We start from the raw sequence: 20,729 nt of genomic DNA on the forward strand, positions 1-20,729 counted from the left end.
TCGGCGGAAACTCCCCGGACCGGACCCGCGGCGGACTCAAGAGGATCGATCCGCGTCCAGACGCGAGGTCTTCTTCGTGTCCGCCATGCCCGCATAGACCAGCAACGAGCAGAAGATCACCGCGGTCGCATACCAGTAGAAGCCGCTCTCATTGCCGGCGTTCTTGAACCAGAGCGCCACATATTCCGCCGATCCGCCGAAGACCGACACGGCGATCGCATAAGGAACGGCGACGCCGGTCACGCGCACCGCGGCGGGAAAGAGCTCCGCCTTCACCACGGCGTTGATCGACGTATAGGCGCCGACGACGAGCCAGCCGGCGCAGACGAGCGCGAAGGCGGTCCAGGGATCGCGCGCGTCATGCAGCGCCGTCATCAGCGGAACCGTGAACAATGTGCCGAGCACGCCGAAGGCGAGCAGCAGCGGGCGCCGGCCGATGCGGTCCGACAGCGCGCCATAGGCCGGCTGCAGGCACATTGCGAAGAGGAGCGAGCCGGCGCTGACCCATGTCGTCTGCGCGTCGGTCAGCCCCGCCGACAGCTTCAAGAATTTCTGCACGTAGGTCGTGTAGACATAGAAGGCGAGCGTGCCGCCCATGGTGAGCCCGACGACCGTCAGAGCCTCGCGCGGAAACGCCGCGAGCTGGGCGAGCGCGCTGCGGCGCTTTCGCCTCTTCGCCGCGGCGAATGCCTCCGTCTCGTCGAGATCGCGGCGCATCACGAAGGCGAAGAGCGCCAGCGCGGCGCCGATCGCGAAAGGAATGCGCCAGCCATAGGCGCCGAGCTCCTGTGGCGTGAAGACGAAGCTCTGCAGCGCGAGCAGAACGAGCAGCGCCAGCAGCTGGCCCCCGATCAGCGTCACATATTGAAAGCTCGAATAGAAGCCGCGCCGGCCGGGCTCGGCCATTTCGCTGAGATAGGTCGCGCTCGATCCATATTCGCCGCCGAGGCTCAGCCCCTGCAGCAGCCGTGCGAACAACAGGAGCGCCGGCGCCGTCTCGCCGATGGCGGCATGGGTCGGCGTCGCCGCGACGATCAGCGAGCCGAGGCACATCAGCAGGACGGAGAGCGTCAGCGCGCGGCGTCGGCCATAGCGGTCGCCGATCTCGCCGAACAGCGCGCCGCCGACCGGCCGCATGAAGAAGCCGAGCGCGAAGACGCCCGCCGCCGACAGCATCTGCGCCAGCGGATCGTCGCCGGGAAAGAAGGATTGGGCGAAATAGAGCGAGAAGGCGGAATAGACGTAGAAGTCGTACCATTCGACCAGATTGCCGAGCGAGCCGACGAGGATCGCTCGCAGCCGCCGCGCCGTATCGGCGAGGCTTTCGCGGGCGCCTCCGATTTCATCGCCGCGCGCGTGCAATCGTCCCCGTTCCGCCTCGAGACTCCATAGCGGAGACTATGAAGCAGCGGCGCTCGCGACGCAAACCGTTCGCCATCATCGGCGCTATGGATCAGGGAAGGGTGTGGGTCCAGTCGTCTCGGGCGATGACGTCGACGATGCGTCTTGCGGCCTCGGACCAGGAGGAGCGGCTGATCGCGCCCGGGTCGCCGCTCGCGCGCCCGTCCAGCAGATCGGCGACGCGCTCCGCCAGCGCCTGCGGGTCATTGACCGCGAAATAGAGCGCCCCCGCGCCCCCCACCTCGCGAAACACCGGAATGTCGCTGCAGATCGTCGTCCGGCCGCGCCGCGCCGCCTCCGCGATCGGCAGGCCGAAACCCTCCGCGAAGGACGGCGCCAGCGCCGCCGCCGCATGATCGTAGAGGAAAGCGAGGTCGTCGTCGCCGGCGTCATCGAACCAGAACAGCCAGCGCCCGAACTCCGCATGGCCGGCGATCTCGGCGCAGACCGCCTCCTCATACCAGCCGCGCCGCCCGACGAAGACGAGCCGCACGTCGCGCCCCGCGCGCCACAGCGCCTCGAAGGCGCGCAGCGCCACCCTCTGCCCCTTGCGCGGCTCGATCGTCCCGACGCAGAGGAACAGAGGCGCACAGCCGACGGCGGCGGCGATCTTTTCGCGCGGCGCCGCGGAACCGGAGGAAATGTCCGAGCCGAGCGGGAACCAGCCGATCTTCAGCCCGCGCCGATGCGGCAGCCCGCGCCTCTCGACATGATCGGCGAGCTCCTGCGCGACCGTGCGCGAGATGGCGATGAAGGCGTCGCTCTCGATGAGCGCGCGGGCGAGCCAGGCCTCGTAGCGCGGCGCCGTCGTCTCGTGGCAGGCGAAAGGATGCAGCGCCGGAATGAGGTCGAAGACGCAGGAGACGACGGCGCCGCCGCCCTCGTGGATGCGGTCGAAGACGTCGGCATAATCGTCGAGCACGTTCCATGTGTCGGCGAGGGTGAGGAAGCGGTCGCCCGGCTCGATGGCGACTTCCTCGTCCGCGCCGGCCGCGCCGCCGCAGAGCGCGGCGACGAAGCGCCGGCAGGTGAGGAGGCGTCCGCCTTCGCAGCGCACGGCGACCGCGGGAATGGCTCCCCCGCCGTCGCGATACAGCGCTTGCGTCACCTTCTTCACCACCCGCTGGATGCCGGTGTTGCCGTCATATCTCGCAGTGGCGGTGACGTCGACGAGCAGACGGCGCGCGGCGACCTTCCGGACGATCGCGCAAGTTCTCCGCGCCGCCGCGACAGGCGGCGGCGCGGCGGCGACCGAGGGCCGGGCGCGACGCAGCGCGCCGCGCAACGCATGGAACAGCTCGACGATCCGTGCTTCGATGCGGCGCAGAGGTCGATAAATATGCCCGGCGACCGAATAGGTCATGAGATCGCGCGCATGAACGAGATGGAGCATTTCGGCGCGCAGATAACCGAGCTGATGCTCGAGGAGCCGGATGCGCGCCGCGAGCGCGGAGCGATCCTCGGCGGACAGGGGCGGCGCGGTCTCGCGCTCGCGCAAGCTCGATGGCCGCACAGGCGTGACGGTGCGGCGCGCATTCTCCGCCGGGACCGATCGGCGCTCTGGTTCCGCAGGGAGCTCGGCGGCGCAGAGCCATTGCCCGTCGTGGCGGGCCTCGAACGCCGAAGGAGCAGCCATGCGGGCGGAAAGGTCCATGCGTCTTCCCCGGAAGTCTCGAGCTGCAAAAGCCGCCGGGAACGCCGCACGGCCTTTGTGGAGCCTCGTTTTTCTCCGGCCGGGATGTCCGAATGTCGTCTGATTTGTCGCTGATGTTTCCGCAACGGGAACGAGCGGCGCCGGAGGCGACGGTCGAGCCGCGCGCCTCATCCTCGAGCGCGCGCGGCGACGCAATGTCGGCCGGCGTCCGGCCGCTTCCCTCTGCGCGCGGAATCCCTTTCCGGCCTCGGCGACGCAAACCGTCAGCCGGCCGTCTTCTACTGCGCTTCGCCCGCCGAAAGCAGCGTGACGCGCGCGATCAGACCATGCGGCTCGCGATCGATCAGCTCCAGCGCGCCGCCCGCCTCCTCGAGCAATGCGCGCACGATGGAGAGGCCGAGGCCGAAGCCGCCATGCTCGTTCATGTTGCGCGCCGGCCGGCCGCGCACGAAGGGCTCCAGCACCTTCTCCTTGTCCTCGGCGGCGATCCCCGGCCCGTCGTCGGCCACGTCGACCCGCACGATCCCCGGCGAGGGCCGGTCGACGGAGACGATGATCTGCTGGCCATGGGCGGCCGCGTTCTCTATCAGATTGGCGAAGATGCGCTGGAGGTCGGTCACAGAACCCCTGACCATCCGCCCGCCGCCGTTCTCATAAGCGACCTCGCGGCCGACGTCGGCGAACTGGTCGGCGACGGTCTGCAGAACGCTGTCGAGATCGACGACGCCCTGCGCGGGACGCCGGCCGTCGTTTCGCAGATAGACCAGATTCTTGCAGAGCATCGAATCCATGAGCTCGGCGTCGTGCAGCATCTTGGCGCGCAACGCCTCGTCTTCGATGAACTCGGATCTGAGGCGCATCCGGGTAATGATGGTGCGCAGATCATGGCTGATCGCGGCGAGCGCGTGCGACCGCGCGGAGATCATCGAAAAGAGGCGATCCTGCATGCGGTTGAGCGCCCGCGTGAGGTCGCGCACCTCCTGCGGCCCCTTCTCGGCGAGGAGCTCGCGTTCGCCCGCTTCGGCCGGAAATTTTTCGGCCCGGCGGGCGAGCTCCACGAGTGGCGCGACGACCGCGCCGGACGCCCAGACGGTCAGGATCGCCGCGCAGAGCAGAAAGAACAGTCCCGAGGCGACCCAGACGCCGGGAGGGGGAAGCATGGTCGCATTGCCGGGGGGCGGCCCGCGCGGTCCCGGCGGGGGCGGTCCGCCGCCGGGAGGCGCGCCATAGGGCGGCGCGCCCACGCGCGGCCCCGGTCCGAGGCCAGGTCCAGGTCCGCCCCATCCCGGCGGCGCGACAGCGATGGTGAGATAGCCGCCTTTGCGCAGGGCGACCGCGACGGCTCGGCCGGCGGGCGCCGTCGCGAAGAGCTCGGCCTGCGGCCAGAGATGCGCCCGCAGATCGGCGAGCTGCGCTTCGGGGATCGCGCCCACGGCGACCGGCGGACGTTCGTCGTGCAGCGCGAAACGCAGAAGCCGGCTCGCGCGCGACACCTCGGCGAGAAGCTGCCCGCGGTCGGCGACCGGCGCGAAATCGATCGCCGAAGCAACCCCGGCCGCCTGCTCCCACCGCGCTGCGGCGCGCGCGCCCTCATTCCGATCGAGGAGATTGAAGGCGATCGTCGCCGCGAGATGAAACAGCGCGATCGAGACGAGGACCAGAAGAGCGATCTGGCCCGCGAGATGGTCGGGCCGCAGCCGCCGCCAGAAGCGTCTCACGCGCGGGTCACCTGGGGGGCGAACAGATAGCCCTCCGAGCGCACGGTCTGGATCAGCTTGGGATTTTTCGGATCGTTCTCCAGCTTCTGCCGCAGCCGGCTGATGAGCACGTCGATGCTGCGCTGGAAGGGGCTCGCCGTGGACCCGTGAGTCAGGTCGATGAGCTGGTCGCGCGTCAGCACGCGATTGGGCCGCTCGCAGAGCGCATAGAGCAGGTCGAACTCCGCTCCGGTCAGCGCGATCTTCACGCCCGTCGGCGCGGTGACCTGATGCGCCATGACGTCGACGCGCCAGCCGTCGAACCGATAGAAGCGGCCGCCCGCGGCCTCTGTTGTCTGGACGGCGGCGCGGGAGCGGCGCAGCACCGAGCGCACGCGCGCGAGCAGTTCGCGCGGATTGAACGGTTTGACCATATAGTCGTCGGCGCCCATTTCGAGACCGATGATGCGGTCGACGTCCTCGCCCTGGGCGGTGACGATGATGATGGGCGGATTGCGCCCGTCGCGCAGCCGGCGGCAGATGGAGAGGCCGTCCTCGCCCGGCAGATTGAGATCGAGGATCATGAGATCGAAATCGCGCGCCGCGAGCGCCGCGTCCATCGCGCGGCCGTCGGGGACGACCGTCGCCTCGATCTGATGCGTCGCGAAATAGCGAACGATCAGCTCGCCGATCTCGGCGTCGTCCTCGACGAGCAGAATGGCGTCGGTCTTCGTCACTTTTCCCGCATCCCACGCGGCGCGTTCCGCGTCGGACGAAATCTAGTGGGCAAATTTGTCCTGATTGTTTCCGCAGCGTCTCGAATTGCGGAGCGCGAGGCGGCGCGAACGACCGGCAGGCGAGGGACGATCGCCCGCGGATTTCGAGATGCGCGAAGCGAATGCGTTCAAAATCTCTCCACCCTGTACGGCGTCGGATCGGTGAAGGGCTCCTCGCCGGTCATCATCTCGGCGAGCAGCCTTCCGCTCACCGGCCCCAGGGTGAAGCCATGGTGCTGGTGGCCGAAGTCGAACCAGAGCCCCTGGTGCCGCGGCGCCTTGCCGATCACCGGCAGCATGTCCGGGAAGCAGGGCCGGCAGCCCATCCAGGGTTTCGGATCGAGCCGCTCGGCGAGCGGAAACAGCGTCCGCGCCAGCGCCTCGTCGCGGTCCACCTGCACGGGGGTCGGCGGCGCGTCGCGGCGGGCGAATTCGGCGCCCGTCGTCAGCCGCACGCCGCGCGTCATCGGCGCGAGCACATAGCCATTATCCGCGTCGAGCACGGGATGCGTGAGGCGCGCGCCATTCGCGACGCCATAATGCATGTGATAGCCGCGCTTGACGGCGAAGGGCAGGTCATAGCCGAGCGGACGGAAAATCTGGTCCGACCAGGGGCCGAGCGCGACCACGAGGTCGCGCGCGATCAACGCGCCATCATGCGTCGGCACGCTCCAACGCCCGTCGCGCGTCTGCTGCAGGCCGCGCACGTCTCCGGCGAGGAAGCGGCCGCCGCGCCTCTCGAACAGATCCGCATAGGACTGCGCCACCGCGCTCGGATCGGCCACAGAGGCGGTGTCGAGGAAATGCACCGCGCCTTTCACCGGCGAGAGGTCGGGCTCCAGCGCCGCCAGGGCTGCGGCGTCGAGCGCTTCGATGCGCAGCGCGAAGCTGCGCAGCGTCTCGGCGTCGGCGATCCCTTTGGCGAGCGTCTTCTCGCTGCGGTAGAGCTTGATCCAGCCGATGCGCCGCACGATGTCGCCGGCGCCCGACAGCTGGATCAGCGCGTCGTGCTCCTCGAGGCAGCGCTCGACGAGCGGCAGGGCGTCGCGCGCGTGGCGCTCGGCCCGCTCGGGCGCGCTCTCCGCGAAGTAGCGCCACAGCCAGGGCGCGATGCCGGGCAGGGCGGAGAAATGATAATGCGCCTGAGGCGAGAGATTGAGCGCATAGCGGAAGAGATCGCCGAGATCGCGCGGAAAGAGATAGGGAAATATGGAGGCGCGCTCAATGAGCCCCGCATTGCCGAAGCTCGTCTCGAGCCCCGCGGCCCCGTGCCGGTCGACGAGCGCCGTGTCGCGACCGCGCGCCTGCAGATGGAGGGCGGCCGAAACCCCGACCATTCCGGCTCCGAGCACGGCGACGTCGGCGGTCTGCTGCATGAGAATTCTCCGAAGAAGCGGAATAGGCTTGGAATATGGCCGCGGCGCGCCGGAAACGCCAGCGCGGGCGCAGGTTCATGCGCAGCAATAATCCGGCCGGCCGCGCGTCGGCGTGTCCCTAGGCATATGCGGCAGGCGGCCTTATACGGAAGTCTCGTCCTCGACCACGGGAGCCCCGATGCTCGACGCCCTTCGCGCCTTCCTCGACGAAATCTCCGGCGCGCCGTCTCGACCCCGTCCTTTCGAAGCGTCCGACTATCGGCTCGCCGCCGCGGCTCTGCTGGTGCATCTTGCTTCGGTCGACGGCGTCTATGACGCCGGCGAGAAGCGGCTGCTCCAGCGGCTCGTCGAGGCGCGTTTCGAGCTCGACGCCGCCTCTGCCGGCGCACTCATCGCCGCCGCCGCGGAGAGCGAGCGAGAAGCCGTCGATCTCTATCGCTTCACCAGCGTGCTGAAACGCACGCTGGACGAGGAGGGCCGCCGCGCGGTCATCTCCATGCTGTGGGAAATGGCTTATGCCGATGGCGAGATTCACGAATTCGAGGAAAATGTGATCTGGCGAGTCGCCGAGCTGCTCGGCGTCTCGACGCGCGACCGGGTGGCGCTGCGGCAGGCGGCCAAGGACGCAGCCCGGCCGATCCAGCCCCCCGGGCCTTGGGGAGGATAGATTGAGCGAGAACAAGACGGCGATCGTGACCGGCGCTTCGGACGGCATCGGCCTCGAGCTCGCCCGCATCTTCGCCCGCAAGGGCCATCATGTGACTTTGGTCGCGCGGCGCGGCGACCGTCTCGAGGCCCTCGCGGCCGAGATCGTCGCCGCGGGCGGCGAGCCGCCGCTCGTCGCCGCGCTCGACCTCTGCGCCGAAGGGGCGGGCGAGCGGCTCGAGGCTGCGCTCGCGCAGGCGGGACGCTCGGCCGAGTTTCTCGTCAATAATGCGGGCTTCGGGCTCATCGGCCGCGCCGCGGATCTCGATCCGGCGGAGCAGCTGGCGAGCGTCGATCTCAATATTCGCGCGCTGACGGCGCTCACCCTGCGCTTTCTGCCGTCCATCGTCGCGGCGCGCGGCGGCATATTGAACGTCGCCTCGGTCGCTTCCTTCATGCCGGGGCCGGGCTTCGCCGTCTATTACGCCAGCAAGGCCTATGTCCGCTCCTTCAGCGAGGCCCTGGCCGAAGAGCTGAAGGACGCGGGCGTTCGCGTCACCGCGCTCTGCCCCGGCCCGGTGCGCACCGGCTTCCAGGCGCGCGCCGGCTTCGATTTCAAGGGCGAAATGGCGGCGATGCGGCCCGCGCTGCTGCCGGCGGGCGAGGTCGCGCGCCAGGGCTATGAGGCGCTGGCGGCCGGCCGGCGCGTGGTCGTGCCGGGGTTCGTGAACAAGTTCTTCGTGCTCGTGGGCCGGGCGGCGCCGCGCGCCCTGCTGCTGCCGCTGCTGGCGCGGGCGCAGCGGGCGCGCTGAAAACCGCGAACGCGGGCGCGGAGTCATTGCGAGGAGCGTAGCGACGAAGCAATCTCGGAGCCGCCCCGCGGCTTGGATTGCTTCGCCTGCGGCTCGCAATGATGGATGGCGGAATCAGGCTTCCTGAGCCTTGACCTTCAGCACCTGCCGGCCGCGATACATGCCGGTCTTCAGGTCGATATGGTGCGGACGGCGCAGTTCGCCCGAATCCTTGTCCTCGACATAGGTCGGCGCCTTGACGGCGTCGGCGGAGCGGCGGAACCCGCGCTTCATCGGCGAGGTTTTTCTCTTCGGAACGGCCATGGTTTTTTCGATCTCCGGCTCCCCGCGCCGAGGCGGGCGAAAACTCGTGCGGGGCGCATACACCAAAACCGCGCGCCTGGCTACCCTCGCCCCGGAATGGAAACGCGCGCCCGGCCTCCGCCTACGATCGCAGCCGGGACTTCGGCCGCTGCTCATTGCGAGCCGGAGGAGAGCATGACGCCTGCCGGAGGCGCCATGGCCGGATCGTCCTCGATCAGTCCGCCCGCGCTGCGGTCGTCGATCGGCCGCGCCGCCGCGACCGGCGCCGCCTGCAGGCCGGTGACCGAGGCGAGCCATTCCTTCCACTGCGCATGGCTGCCGTGGAAGGCGTTCTGGTCCACCGCGCCGGTTATGCCCGGCACATTTCCATCGGAGCGGTATTGCCAGAAGGTCCATTTGCGGTCGCCGTAGCGCACCGTCGGATGATATTTCGTCGAGCGCACCCAGATCGGATAGTCCGACAGGGCGCCCGAATGCAGGATCGCCTGATAGAAGTCGACCGAGCTGTAGATGATCGGTTTCTTGCCATAGTGCCGCTCCATGTCCTCGAGCATGACGCGCATGTCGCGCAGCACCTCCTCGCGATAGAGCGTGCGCTTGCAAGTCCTCGAGGTCGGCGTCGCCTCGACGTCCAGCACCGGCGGCAGAGCGTCGGGCTCATTGGGCACGACGGATTTGAAGAAAGCCGTCTCCTGGTGCGGCGGGCGGCACCAATAGACGAAATGATAGGCGCCGCGCGGAACGCCGGCGGCCTTGGCCCCCGTCCAGTTACGGTAGAATTTCGAATCGAGCGCGTCGCCGCCTTCCGTCGCCTTGATGAAGGCGAAGGAGACGCCGGCGTTCTTCACCGCCTGCCAGTCGACATCGCCCTGATATTTCGACACGTCCACGCCATGGACCGCATATTCGGCGCTGCGCGTCGCCGGATAGGCGTGGAGCTCTGACTCGGGCACCGCATAGGCGAGCCAGCTCGGATCCTTGCGCTTGTTGAGGATCGGCGGCGAACTGGTGGCGAAACGCGGCCTGTGCGTGGCGGTCGGATCGAGCGCGCCGCCGCAGCCGGAGAGCACGGTCGCGAGAAGGGCGGCGGCGGGCGCCGCCAGGATGAGGCGGTAGGGACGCATCGCGTGAAATTATACCCCGACCGGTAACGAAGCGTTAATCGCGGCGTCGCCGCTCGCGCCGGGGCTCGAACGATGTGCGCCGCTAGCCCAAGCGGAACCATATTGTCGCGATTCCGAGGAAGGCGCCATAGCCGGTCACGTCGGTGACCGTCGTCACGAAGGCGCTCGACGAGACCGCCGGGTCCACGTTCAGACGATCGAACAGCATGGGCACCAGAATGCCGCCGAGGGCGCCGGCCGTCAGATTGGTGAGCATGGCCAGGGCCATCACCTGGCCGAGACCGACATTCTGGAACCAATTGGCGGCGACGAGGCCGGTGATGAGCCCGAAGGCCGCGCCGTTGAGCGCGCCCGTGGCGAACTCGCGGAAAATGATGCGCAGCGCATTGGCGCGGGAGAGCTCGCGCGTCGCCAGCGCGCGCACGGTCACGGTCATGGTCTGCGTCGCGGAATTGCCGCCCTGACTCGCGACGATCGGCGCGAGCACCGCGAGCGCCACCATCTGCTGGAGCTGGTTTTCGAAGGATTTGAGCACGCTGGCCGAGATGAAGGCCGTGCCGAGATTGACGAACAGCCAGACGAAGCGGCTCTTGACGATCCACCAGAAATTGTCGGTCAGCTCCTCGTGCGGATTGACGCCGCCGAGCGCCTTGATCTCCTCCGAGGCCGCCTCCTGCATCACGTCCACCACGTCGTCGATGGTGATGACGCCGACCAGCCGCTCGGCCTCGTCGATGACCGGCGCCGAGACGAGATTGTAGCGCTCGAACAGTCGCGCCACCTCCTCGCTCTCCTCGTCGAAGCGGACACGGCGGCGGTCCGCCTGCATGATGTCTTCCACGCGCGTCTTGGGATGGGCGCGCACCAGAGCGTCGAGAAAGACCGTGCCGAGCAGGCGATAGGCCGGATCGACGACGAACACCTCGAAGAAATTGTCCGGCAGGACATCGGGCTCCGTCTCGCGGAAGAAATCCAGCACCTCGCCAGCGGTCCAGAAAGGAGGAACGGCGACGAGGGTCGTCTGCATCAGGCGGCCCGCCGTGCCCTCGGCGGCGTCCAGCGAGCGGCGCAGCACGACCCGCTCATGGGCCGGCAGCGCCTCGAGCACTTGCGCCTGCTCCTTGGGCTCGAGCATTTCGAGCAGGGCGACCGCGTCGTCGCTCTCGAGCTCGCGCATCGCTTCGGCCAGCGTCTCGACCGGCAGCTCCTCGAGAATGTCCTCGCGGGTGGTCTCGCCGACCTCGGTCAGGGCGGCGAAGTCGAAGTCCTCGCCCATCAGTTCGACGAGCTTCGGCCGCGCCTCATGGCCGAGCAGTTCGATCAGCGCGCCGAGATCGGCCTCGTGCAGCGGCGCGACCAAGGCGTGGACCGCGCCCGCGTCCTCGGCCTCGATCGCGGCCTCCACGGCCGCGACGAAATCGGCGCGAGGCTCGCCGGTCTCCTCATCGCGGAAACGTCTTTCGCGGGGCGCCGATTTTTCATGGTCGTGCGACATATGGAGCCCCGATGCTGCGACAAATTCCTCCCCGGACAAAATCCGGTAGCGAGGGGTGCATAACGCGCCGAGCCCGGAAAGCAAACTGCCGATGCCGCTGAAAAATGGACTTCTAATGATCGCCTTGAGCCTTTTCGCCGCGACCGCGGCCGCGGCCGGGCCGAAGCGCGATTGCGGGCCGCAGGCGCTCGGCGTCTCCCGCGAGATCGTCGTCGACGGGAGGGAGAGGCTGGCGCTCGGCCTCGAGACCTATCCGCGCACGCTCGCTCTCGCCGACCACGAGGTCGTGCTCACCTTCGACGACGGGCCCGTCGCCGGGACGACCGCGCAGGTTCTGGACGCGCTGAAGGCCGAATGCGCGCGCGCGACCTTCTTCCTCGTCGGCAGCCACGCCGCCGAGGAGCCGGCGCTGGTGCGGCGGATCGTGGCCGAGGGCCATAATGCCGGACATCATTCCTACAGCCATCCGGCGCGGACGCTGCGGCTGATGAGCGATCAGGCCGCGCGCGCCGACATCGACAAGGGTTTCGCCGCCGTGGACGCGGCCGGCTTCGGCGCGGCCGGGCCGGCGCCGCGCACGCCCTTCTTCCGCTTTCCCGGCTTCGCGGATACGCCCGAGCTGGTGCGCTGGCTCGAGGATCGGTCCATCGCCGTGTTCGGCGCCGATCTCTGGGCCTCGGACTGGCAGGACATGACGCCGCAGGCCGAGCTCGACCTCGTGATGAGCCGGCTCGAGGCGGCGCGCAAAGGGATCGTCCTGTTCCACGACACACGCGCCTCGACCGCCCGCATGATGCCCGAGTTTCTGCGGATGTTGAAGGCGCGCGGCTTCGAGCTCGTGCATCTCGTTCCGGGCGCGGGCCCGACGCCGCTCGAACAGGCGAAGCCCGGCTGGACGTCGACCACGGAAGCGATCATCGCCAAGACGCTCGGACCCAAGGCGCAGAGACGAGAGCCGCAGGAAGGCCGCGGCGTGAAGACGAATGACGACTCGGCGCGCTGATTCGGGCTCCGTCCGCGATGACGGCCCCGGTCTCAGCGCTCTGTGTTCAGCACGGCGAGACGGCGAAAGCGCGCCGCCGGCGCGCCGTGGGAGACGGGCGCGAGCTGCATCGGCTCGGCCTTGCCGCAGGTGAACGTGCCGCAGAGGCGATAGGTCGAGGCGTCGCCGAGCCCGTCGAGCGAGTTCCAAAACGACAGGGTGCGGCCCTGATAGGCGGCGTCCCGCACCATCTCGCCGAGGCGCCCATCCCTTATTTCGTAGAACAATTGGCCGCCGAACTGGAAATTGTCGCGCTGCTGATCGATGCTCCAGCTTCCCGCGCCGACAATGAAGAGCCCCTTCTCGACGCCGCCGATCAGCGCGTCGAGCGGGCAGGGCGCGGGATTGGGCGCGAGCGAGATATTGGGCATGCGCTGGATCGGAAAGGCGGTCGGATCATCCGCATAGGCGCAGCCGTTGGAGCGTTCCGCGCCGATGAGATGGGCTTGACCGAGCGCCATCTGGAAATTGCGGAACACGCCCTTGGACACGATCTCGAATTCGGCCCGCTCGCGCGGGGAGCCGTCGTCGTCGAAGGCGACGCTGGCGAGGCCGCCCTCCTGCGAGCGGTCGGCGCGGATCGTCATCAATTCGCTGCCGAAGCGCAGCTCGTTCAGCATATGCGGCTTGACGAAGGACGTGCCGGCGAAATTCGCCTCCCAGCCGAGCGCGCGGTCGAGCTCGGTCGAATGGCCGACCGTTTCGTGAATCGTCAGCCAGAGATTGGTCGGGTCGAGCACGACGTCCATCACGCCGGCCTCGACCGGCTTCGCATGGAGTTTTTCGCGCGCCTGCTCCGCGGCGAGCTTCGCTTCGTCGGCGAGATCGCAGGAGAGCGCATAATCCCAGCCGGCCGCGCGGGCGGGGGAGAGACATTCGCGTGTCGCGAAACGACCGGAGCCCGTCTTGTCGACGACCGTCGCGACGAAGGAGGGCTGGGTGCGCGTGCGCGACTGGAAGATGCGGCTGCCGCGGCTGTCGGCGAAGAGGCGATCCTCCTGCGCGAAGGCGAGGGAGGAAGAGCAGTAATCCGCGCCCGTCTCCCGCGCCGCGGCGTTCGCCGCGAGCAGAAGCTCGACCTTCTCGCGCGCCTCGACCGCGAAAGGATCGACGCCCATGGGCATGATCCATTCCGCCTCCCGTGGCTGCGTCTCCTCGACGACGATCGGTCGCGCCTGTATCGGCGCCACGGCGCGGGCCTGCGCGACGGCGCGGCGCGCAGCGTCGGCGACGGAAGCGGCGTCGAGCCTGCGCGCGCCGTAAAATCCCCAGCAGCCGTCGACCAGCACGCGCAGGCCGAAGCCGGGCGACAGGCTCTCGGAAAAATCGTCGAGCCGCGCCTCCCGCGCGCGGATGGATTGGCGCCGCGTCGCGCCGAGACGGATATCGGCATGGCTCGCGCCTGCCGCTCGCGCGGCGGCGAGCGCGGTTTCGGCGAGATCGGCGAGCCGGGCGCGGTCCAGGCGAAAATCAGGCGCTGATCCCGGCGCCGCCGGCTCGGCTCGATCCTGGCGGAGAAGGCGCGGCGTCATCGGGGTCTCCTCGGGCGGTTTGCGCGGCCAGCGCGAGATTAGCGCCGAAGAGGCATCGAGGAAAAGGCCGGCGTCGAGCACGAGCGCAATGGGAAGGGCGGCCGTGCGCCGGCCGCCCACGCGATATCGATCCGCAGCCGCTCAATGGCGGCGCGAGAGCACGGTGAAGCCTTGCTTGGTGAAGAAAGTCGCGGCGGCCGGGCTGTCGAGGAAGGCGAGCAGGTCGGCGGCGGATTTGCTCGTCGAGGAGGCGGTCAGCGCGATCGGATAGACGATCGGCGGATGCGAGGAGGGCGGAAAGGTCGCGACCACGACGACCTTGGGATCGGCATTGGCGTCGGTCTGATAGACGACGCCGAGCGGCGCCTCTTCGCGGGCGACGAAGGTCAGAGCGGCGCGCACATTCTCGGTGAGGGCCAAGCGCGGCTCGAGGGCCTCCCAGACGCCGAGGCTGGTGAAGGCCGCCTTGGCGTATTTGCCGGCCGGCACGGAGGCCGGGTCGCCGACGGCCATGCGGCCGCTCTCGCCGAGCGCCGCGAGCAGAGCCCCTTTCTCGAGCGCGACCTTCTTCACGCCCGCGGCCTTCGGCGCGACGAGGACGAGGCTGTTGCCGAGCAGGTTCTTCTGCGTGCCCTCCTTCAGCAGGCCGCGCGAGGAGAGATAGTCGGCCGAGGCCGTGTCGGCGGAGATGAAGAGATCCGCGGGCGCGCCGGCCTCGATCTGCTTGGCGAGCGGCATCGACGCCGCATAGCTGATCGTGACCTCGGTTCCGCTCTTCTTCTTGAACGCCGCGGCGGCCTCGTCGAGCGCGTTCTTGAGGCTGGCGGCGGCGAAGACGGTGACCGTCTTGACGCCCGTCGCCTTGTCCGTGGCGGGCGACTCGGCGCGGGCGGGATGAAGATTGAGCAGAAATGCGGCGACGAGCGCCAGGCTGGCGATTTTTTCCATTTGAATGTCCTCGTGAACAGGCCGGCGAGCGGCTCGGCGCATTTATGCATGATAACTCACGCTCGGGAATAATCACATGAGTTTGCGCTTCTGCCCGGCGTCGAGGAGAAAAGAGCATCCGCCGACATGCGCCAGCCCCTTTCGCGCTTCGCCCGAGAGGGGCGACGCGGCTCCTCGGCGAGCGTCCCCTTTTCAGCGAAGCGGGGGCGCGCGAGGAAGGGAGCCTCACGGCCCCGACCGTGGTCGACGCGATTGCCCGGTCGGGCCGTCCATGTTAATTTTACGACTGTATCGGAAAAAATGCACAATGTCTGAATTCCTCACCACCCGCGAGCTCGCCGCTCTGCTGCGCGTCAAGGAGCGCAAGGTTTACGATCTCGCCGCCGAGGGGGCGCTGCCGGTGCGTCGCGTCACCGGCAAGCTGCTGTTTCCACGGGGAGAGATCGAGGAGTGGCTGGAGGCGAAGCGGCGCGGGGCGCCGGCGGCGCGGCCGCTCGTCGTCGCGGGCGGCCATGATCCGCTGCTCGAATGGGCGTTGCGCGAGTCGCGCTCGGGGATAGCCGCCTTGCTCGACGGCGCGCTCGACGGATTGGAGCGCGCCGCGGCGGGCGGCTGCATCGCCGCGGGCCTGCATATTCCCGAGCCCGGCGAGGACGCCTGGAATGTCGGGACCGTGGCGGCGCGTCTTTCCGGCGAGCCGGTGGTCCTGATCGAATGGGCGAAGCGCACGCGCGGCCTGATGGTGCGCAGGGACCTCGGCCGGCGCGTCGAGCGGCTCGCCGACGCGCGCGGCCTTCGCTTCCAGTCGCGGCAGCCGGAGGCCGGCAGCGAGCTGGTGCTGTCGGCCCTCCTGCGGCGCGAGGGCATGAGCCGCGAGGATCTGCAGCTCATCCCGGCGGTCGAGCGATCCGAGACCGATCTCGCCGCGGCCGTCGCGGCGGGACGCGCCGACGTCGGCCTCGGCCTCGAGGCGAGCGCTCGCCAATTCGGCCTCGAGTTTTCGCCGGCCGTCGTCGAGCGCTTCGATCTCGTCGTCTGGCGCAAGGCCTATTTCGATCCGCCGTTCCAGAAGCTCGTGCGCTTCAGCGCGAGCGAAGCGTTTCGAGAACGCGCGGCGACGCTCGGCGGCTATGACCTCTCGCAATTCGGCGCCGTGCGCTTCAACGCCGAATGACGCGCTTCGGCGCCTCGCTTGCTATTCATGCCATGAAACAGGAGGAGACGATGTTCGAATTCCCCGAAATTCACGACGAGGCCGAACGCGCCGAGATCGAATCGGCGATTTCGGCCTGCGTGCGCGCTTTCTATGACAAGGGCCTCGCCGATCCGCTGATCGGCCCGGTGTTCTCCGCCATTCCCGATCTCGACGGCCATCTCGCCATCGTCGAAAATTTCTGGTCGAAATCCCTGCTGCGCACCGAGCGCTACGAGGGGCATCCCTTCGCCGTCCACATCAACCTGCCGCTCGAGCCGGAGCATTTCACCCGCTGGGTGGAGCTGTTCGTCGCGACCGCGCGCGAGACCTTGCCGCCGACTCAGGCCGAGCAGGCGATCGCCAAGGCCACTCATATGGCGCAATGCTTCCAGGGCGGGCTCTTCCCCTTCACCGGCGCCGACGGCCGCCCGTCGCGTCATCCGCCGGCGTGAGCGGGCCGCGCTCCGCGTCGACGATGGTTCGTCTTGTCCATTGTCCGCCGCTGGTTATATTCCGCGGGCCAGCACGGACTTCGCTGCGCTGCGCAAGACGATGGGAGTCTGACCTATGCTCTTGAATTCCGATGAAGAGGTCGGACTGGGCGCGGCGCTCCGCCGCCAGCGGCGCGTGATTTTCGCGCTGATGCTGCGCAACATGCGCACCCGATACTTCGGCAGCGGCCTCGGCTTTCTGCTCGCGATTGCCTGGCCCTTGTCGCACATCATGATCTTCGTCGGATTGTCGGTCTACCACGGCCGCCAAGTGCCTGTCGGGGAGAGCGCCGCGCTGTTCTTCGCCACCGGCTCGGCGACATTCCAAGCATTCAGCTATCTCGCATTGTTCACGATGAGATCCATGACCGCGACACGCCCGCTGCTCGGCTTTCCGTCGGTCAAGATGCTCGACGCCATGTACGCCGCCTCGCTGCTCGAGATTCTCTCGAGCTGCACGGTGACGCTGATCGTCATCCTCATCGGAGTGTCCTTCGGCGTCGACGTCATGCCGCGCGACGTCGAGCAGGCGGCCTGCGCCTACGGCTCCGCGATCCTTCTCGGTCTCGGCGTCGGGATGCTCAACTCCGTCATGGTGATGGTGGTGCCGATGTGGATGGTGATGTTCAGTCTCAGCCGCATTCTCTTGTGGCTCTCTTCGGGCGCGATCTTCCTGCCCGAACGGCTTCCCGAGCCGTTGCGCACCGCGATGAGCTATAATCCGATCGCACAATCTCTCGAGTGGATGCGTTCCGCCTATTTCGAAGGCATCGGCGTCGGATTTCTCGACAAGGCCTATGTGTTGAAATTCGGCGTCGCCACGGTCTTCCTCGGCCTCGTGTGCGAACGCTTCATGCGCGGCTATCTGTTGCGCTGATCCGAGAGCGGAGCGCTCTAATCGATCGCCGCTTCGATCGTGCGCGCCAGGGCGCCGAGCCGCTGCTCGATCAGCGCGGGCGTCTCGCAGACATAGGAGAGCGCGTGACGACGCTCGTCGAACACGCGCAAGTCCCATTGCAGCGCTTCGCCGGCTTCCGTGATCTTCTGCGCGTCCTGCGGCGTCTTGTCCTGCTCGGCGCGCAGCGCCCGGGTCTCCTCGCGCAGCTTCTCGGCGAGCCGCCTCTGCTTCGCGCCATAGCGCTCGAGCCCGTCGAGCACCTCGCGGCGCTCCGCCTCGAGCCGCTCATAGACGCCGGCGAACAAAGCCGTGAGCCGCTCCTTGCGCTTCTCGCCCGCCGCTCCGGCGAAATCCTGCACGAGTTTTTCCGCCTCCTCGATCGGCGTGCGTCGCGCGCTGATCCGCGCGACGAGCTCGCCGAGCGCCGGATCGTCGCGGGCGGTCTGCGCCGCGCCGTCGATGGCGGGGCCGGTCCATATGCCGGCTACGGCGACGCTCGGCACCTTCACCTGCGGGCACGGCCAGTCGCCGCTCGCCTGGGGCTCCGCCGCGGCCTGCGCCAGAAGACCGAGAAGCGAACTCGTTGCGACGATGAAGATGGCGCGATACATGAGCGGCTTCCTGAAGCGCGAGGTCCAATCAGCCCCCTCTCGGGCGGACGCCGCACGCACTAGAGCGCGTTCCGCTCGAACGGAATCGTTCGAGCGATCAGAATTCGCTCCAAACGAAAAGCGAGAGCAGTTTCCGATCCGATCGGATCGGAAACTGCTCTAGAACGATCCGTCGCCCCGGGCAATGCCGTGCTGTCGCGAGCGCGCGCCGTCGGCATATGCGGATGGCGTCTCACTTTCGCTGGATCGTCGCCAGATAGGCGAGCAGCGCCTCGATCTGCTCGGGCGAGAATTGGAAGCGCGGCATGTCCAGTCCGCCATGGCCGACGACGATGCCCTCCGCCAGCGCCTCCTCGAGATTCTCCAGCGGATATTTGCCGGCGAGCGCGCGGAAGGGCGGGGAGGCCGGGTTGGGGCTCTTCCCCGTCTTGCCGATCGCATGGCAGCGGCTGCAGCTGGCCTCGGCGATCCTGCGGCCGCGCGCGACGCCGTCGCTCGCCAGGGCGGCGCAAGAGGTCGTCATCGCAAGCAAAATGCAGGCAAGGCGCATCGCGTCACGCTCCCTCGCTGTCGCGCCGGCCGCGGGGTCGCGCCCGGCGTCTCCCAAGGTCGTCGCGACGGTCGACCGGCGCCAGCGGCGCTTCATCTCATCGTCGCCATATAGCCCGCCAGAGCCTGGAGCTGCCCATGCGTGAGCGCGACACGCGCCATCTGGGCGTGGCCGGCGACGGCGTCGCTGAAAATCTCGTCGAGATTGTCGAGCGAGAGGTTTCCGACGATCTCGCGGAAGGGCGGCGCGTCCGGATGCGGGCTCGCGCCCATCGGGCCGATGGCGTGGCAGCTGCCGCAATAGGAGGCCGCGATCGCCTGGCCCTTGGCGACGAGGCTCTTGGCCGCGAGCGCCTGCGGAGCGGCGGCGAGGGTGAGCGAGGCGAGGAGAATGAGACGAGTAAAACGCATGGGACGAGCTCCTGACGAAAAAACGCCGCCGCGGCTCGCGACGGCGGCTCACCCACGCGCCTGCAGCGGCACGACATTGTGCAGCATCTGATCGGCGCTCTCGAAAAAGCGCCGCAGATTGCGCGCCGCCTGGCGGATGCGCTGCTCGTTCTCGACCAGCGCGAGACGCAGGTAGCCTTCGCCATGTTCGCCGAATCCGACGCCCGGCGCAACCGCGACATCGGCCTTCTCGATGAGCAGCTTCGAGAAGTCGAGGCTCGTCATTCCCGCGAATCGCTCCGGAATCGGCGCCCAGGCGAACATGGAGGCCGAGGGCGCGGGAATGCGCCAGCCCGCCTGTGCGAAGCTCTCGACCATGACGTCGCGGCGCTTCTTGTAGATCGCGCGCATCTCCTTGATGCAGTCGTCCGGCCCGTTGAGCGCCGCCGTCGCGGCGACCTGGATCGGCGTGAATGCGCCGTAATCGAGATAGCTCTTCACCCGCGCGAGCGCCGCGCACAGGCGCTCGTTGCCGACCGCGAAGCCGATGCGCCAGCCGGCCATCGAATAGGTTTTCGACAGCGATGAGAATTCGACGGCGATGTCGATCGCGCCCTGAACCTGCAGGATCGAGGGCGGCGGATCGTCGTCGAAATAGACCTCCGCATAAGCGATGTCGGAGAGCACGAAGATGTCGTGTTTCTTCGCGAATGCGACGAGGTCCTTATAGAAGTCGAGCGAAGCGACCGTCGCCGTCGGATTGGCCGGATAGCAGACGACGATGGCGATCGGCTTCGGAATCGAATGGGCGACGGCTTTCTCCAGCGCATGGAAGAGCTGCGGCGTCGGGTCGGCCGGCACCGAGCGGATGACGCCGCCCGCCATCAGAAAACCGAAGGCGTGGATGGGATAGGAGGGATTGGGCGCGAGGACCACGTCGCCCGGCGCGGTGATCGCCTGCGCCATATTGGCGAAGCCCTCTTTCGAGCCGAGCGTCGCGACGATCTGCGTCTCGGCGTCGAGCTTCACGCCGAAGCGGCGCTCGTAATAGCCGGCCTGGGCGCGGCGCAGGCCGGCAATGCCTTTGGACGCCGAATAGCGGTCGGTGCGCGGGCGGCCCGCCGTTTCGACGAGCTTCTCGATCACATGGCGCGGCGCCGGCAGGTCGGGATTGCCCATGCCGAGATCGATGATGTCGGCGCCGGCGGCGCGCGCCTTGGCCTTCAGCCGGTTGACCTGCTCGAAGACGTAAGGAGGAAGGCGCTTGATGCGATGGAAGTCGGACATGGCAGACGACGATCCGCTCGGGGTTCGCCCGGACCTGCGCCTCGCGGCGCTCCCGGGATGAAACGAAGATCCGTCGGCCCCTTTCGGGCCGAAAGGGCGATTATTGCACGAAAGCCTTTCGAAATAGCTAGGGCCGTCGCGCGGCGCCGTCTCGTGGTTTCGCCGGCGCGTCGGGCGTCTTGACGCGCGCTGCGCGGGCGCGGGCCGTCGCGCCCGCAGTCTCCAGCTCCTTCCGCCGGGCGTCGGCCTCGGCGTCGATCTGCTTCCGGTCGACACGCGGCTCCTTCGTCGCAAAGGGCGCATAGTCGAGATCGGCGGGACGCGAGCGCTCCACGAAATCGGCGCGCGGCGGCGGCGCATTGCGCAGTCCGACGCCCTCGAAGAGGCGGCCGATCGTCTCGCCGACCGAGGAAGGCCCGTCGTCGGCGGCGCGCGCGGGCGCCGCGAGCGTGGCGATGATCGGCAGCAGCGCGAATATCGGTCTCATATTTCCGTCAATAGTG

21 protein-coding genes are annotated in these 20,729 nt (G+C 68.3%); 6 read left to right on the plus strand and 15 right to left on the minus strand.

What is annotated here, in order from left to right:
* Positions 1–36: 36 nt before the first annotated feature.
* The 5 genes from AC6IW9_RS08585 to AC6IW9_RS08605 all read right to left on the minus strand — a co-directional run bounded on the left by AC6IW9_RS08585 (position 37) and on the right by AC6IW9_RS08605 (position 6,904).
* On the minus strand, positions 37–1,362 hold the full coding sequence (locus AC6IW9_RS08585; RefSeq protein WP_497771427.1) for an MFS transporter: 1,326 nt from the start codon (positions 1,360–1,362) through the stop codon (positions 37–39).
* Positions 1,363–1,453: 91 nt separating this feature from the next.
* Positions 1,454–3,055, minus strand: coding sequence for a glycosyltransferase family 4 protein (locus AC6IW9_RS08590; RefSeq protein WP_497771429.1), 1,602 nt, complete (start codon positions 3,053–3,055; stop codon positions 1,454–1,456).
* 278 nt (positions 3,056–3,333) lie between these two features.
* Positions 3,334–4,773 carry an ATP-binding protein gene (locus AC6IW9_RS08595; RefSeq protein ID WP_497771431.1) on the minus strand — a complete coding sequence of 480 codons (1,440 nt, stop codon included), beginning with the start codon at positions 4,771–4,773 and terminating at the stop codon, positions 3,334–3,336.
* Complete coding sequence (locus tag AC6IW9_RS08600) at positions 4,770–5,489, minus strand: response regulator (protein WP_497771434.1); 720 nt, start codon at positions 5,487–5,489, stop codon at positions 4,770–4,772. The genes AC6IW9_RS08595 and AC6IW9_RS08600 overlap by 4 nt, the downstream gene beginning before the upstream one ends.
* A 167-nt stretch (positions 5,490–5,656) precedes the next feature.
* Positions 5,657–6,904, minus strand: coding sequence for an NAD(P)/FAD-dependent oxidoreductase (locus AC6IW9_RS08605; RefSeq protein ID WP_497771437.1), 1,248 nt, complete (start codon positions 6,902–6,904; stop codon positions 5,657–5,659).
* Between the two features lie 178 nt (positions 6,905–7,082).
* Here AC6IW9_RS08605 and AC6IW9_RS08610 point away from each other — a divergent pair, with 178 nt between their 5' ends.
* Both AC6IW9_RS08610 and AC6IW9_RS08615 read left to right on the plus strand, forming a co-directional pair.
* Positions 7,083–7,571, plus strand: a complete 489-nt coding sequence (locus AC6IW9_RS08610; RefSeq protein WP_497771440.1) for a tellurite resistance TerB family protein — start codon at positions 7,083–7,085, stop codon at positions 7,569–7,571.
* Between the two features lies 1 nt (position 7,572).
* Entirely contained in the window at positions 7,573–8,361 is a 789-nt protein-coding gene (locus AC6IW9_RS08615; RefSeq protein ID WP_497771443.1) for an SDR family NAD(P)-dependent oxidoreductase, read from the plus strand.
* A gap of 114 nt (positions 8,362–8,475) precedes the next feature.
* Here AC6IW9_RS08615 and rpmF read toward each other — a convergent pair whose 3' ends face one another.
* The 3 genes from rpmF to mgtE form a co-directional block, all read right to left on the minus strand.
* A complete protein-coding gene (rpmF, locus tag AC6IW9_RS08620; protein WP_003609948.1) occupies positions 8,476–8,664 on the minus strand; it encodes a 50S ribosomal protein L32 in 189 nt (62 codons plus the stop codon).
* Positions 8,665–8,816: 152 nt separating this feature from the next.
* Positions 8,817–9,788 carry a glycoside hydrolase family 25 protein gene (locus AC6IW9_RS08625; RefSeq protein WP_497771449.1) on the minus strand — a complete coding sequence of 324 codons (972 nt, stop codon included), beginning with the start codon at positions 9,786–9,788 and terminating at the stop codon, positions 8,817–8,819.
* Positions 9,789–9,870: 82 nt separating this feature from the next.
* A complete protein-coding gene (mgtE, locus tag AC6IW9_RS08630; RefSeq protein ID WP_497771452.1) occupies positions 9,871–11,283 on the minus strand; it encodes a magnesium transporter in 1,413 nt (470 codons plus the stop codon).
* Between the two features lie 115 nt (positions 11,284–11,398).
* Between mgtE and AC6IW9_RS08635 the strand changes: the two genes are divergently transcribed.
* On the plus strand, positions 11,399–12,286 hold the full coding sequence (locus tag AC6IW9_RS08635; RefSeq protein ID WP_497771455.1) for a polysaccharide deacetylase family protein: 888 nt from the start codon (positions 11,399–11,401) through the stop codon (positions 12,284–12,286).
* 32 nt (positions 12,287–12,318) lie between these two features.
* On the opposite strand, the gene AC6IW9_RS08640 is transcribed toward AC6IW9_RS08635, so the two are convergent.
* On the minus strand, positions 12,319–13,857 hold the full coding sequence (locus tag AC6IW9_RS08640) for a TldD/PmbA family protein (protein WP_497771458.1): 1,539 nt from the start codon (positions 13,855–13,857) through the stop codon (positions 12,319–12,321).
* A 141-nt stretch (positions 13,858–13,998) separates the two neighbouring features.
* Positions 13,999–14,805: a molybdate ABC transporter substrate-binding protein gene (modA, locus tag AC6IW9_RS08645; RefSeq protein ID WP_497771460.1), complete on the minus strand. Its 807-nt coding sequence runs from the start codon at positions 14,803–14,805 to the stop codon at positions 13,999–14,001.
* A gap of 307 nt (positions 14,806–15,112) precedes the next feature.
* Here modA and AC6IW9_RS08650 point away from each other — a divergent pair, with 307 nt between their 5' ends.
* The 3 genes from AC6IW9_RS08650 (at position 15,113) to AC6IW9_RS08660 (ending at position 17,368) form a co-directional block, all read left to right on the plus strand.
* Entirely contained in the window at positions 15,113–15,979 is an 867-nt protein-coding gene (locus AC6IW9_RS08650) for a substrate-binding domain-containing protein (RefSeq protein ID WP_497771464.1), read from the plus strand.
* Between the two features lie 50 nt (positions 15,980–16,029).
* Positions 16,030–16,452, plus strand: a complete 423-nt coding sequence (locus tag AC6IW9_RS08655) for a group III truncated hemoglobin (RefSeq protein ID WP_497771469.1) — start codon at positions 16,030–16,032, stop codon at positions 16,450–16,452.
* 115 nt (positions 16,453–16,567) lie between these two features.
* On the plus strand, positions 16,568–17,368 hold the full coding sequence (locus tag AC6IW9_RS08660; RefSeq protein ID WP_497771472.1) for an ABC transporter permease: 801 nt from the start codon (positions 16,568–16,570) through the stop codon (positions 17,366–17,368).
* A gap of 17 nt (positions 17,369–17,385) precedes the next feature.
* On the opposite strand, the gene AC6IW9_RS08665 is transcribed toward AC6IW9_RS08660, so the two are convergent.
* The 5 genes from AC6IW9_RS08665 to AC6IW9_RS08685 all read right to left on the minus strand — a co-directional run bounded on the left by AC6IW9_RS08665 (position 17,386) and on the right by AC6IW9_RS08685 (position 20,713).
* Positions 17,386–18,000, minus strand: coding sequence for a hypothetical protein (locus tag AC6IW9_RS08665; RefSeq protein ID WP_497771475.1), 615 nt, complete (start codon positions 17,998–18,000; stop codon positions 17,386–17,388).
* A 232-nt stretch (positions 18,001–18,232) separates the two neighbouring features.
* Positions 18,233–18,646 (minus strand): c-type cytochrome, encoded by a 414-nt coding sequence (locus tag AC6IW9_RS08670; RefSeq protein WP_497771478.1) that lies wholly within the window; start codon positions 18,644–18,646, stop codon positions 18,233–18,235.
* Positions 18,643–18,960: a c-type cytochrome gene (locus AC6IW9_RS08675; protein ID WP_497771481.1), complete on the minus strand. Its 318-nt coding sequence runs from the start codon at positions 18,958–18,960 to the stop codon at positions 18,643–18,645. The genes AC6IW9_RS08670 and AC6IW9_RS08675 overlap by 4 nt, the downstream gene beginning before the upstream one ends.
* Before the next feature lie 48 nt (positions 18,961–19,008).
* Complete coding sequence (locus AC6IW9_RS08680) at positions 19,009–20,226, minus strand: LL-diaminopimelate aminotransferase (RefSeq protein ID WP_497771484.1); 1,218 nt, start codon at positions 20,224–20,226, stop codon at positions 19,009–19,011.
* Between the two features lie 127 nt (positions 20,227–20,353).
* Positions 20,354–20,713: a hypothetical protein gene (locus AC6IW9_RS08685; protein WP_497771488.1), complete on the minus strand. Its 360-nt coding sequence runs from the start codon at positions 20,711–20,713 to the stop codon at positions 20,354–20,356.
* Positions 20,714–20,729: the final 16 nt, after the last annotated feature.

The organism is Methylosinus sp. shoA (assembly GCF_059718125.1).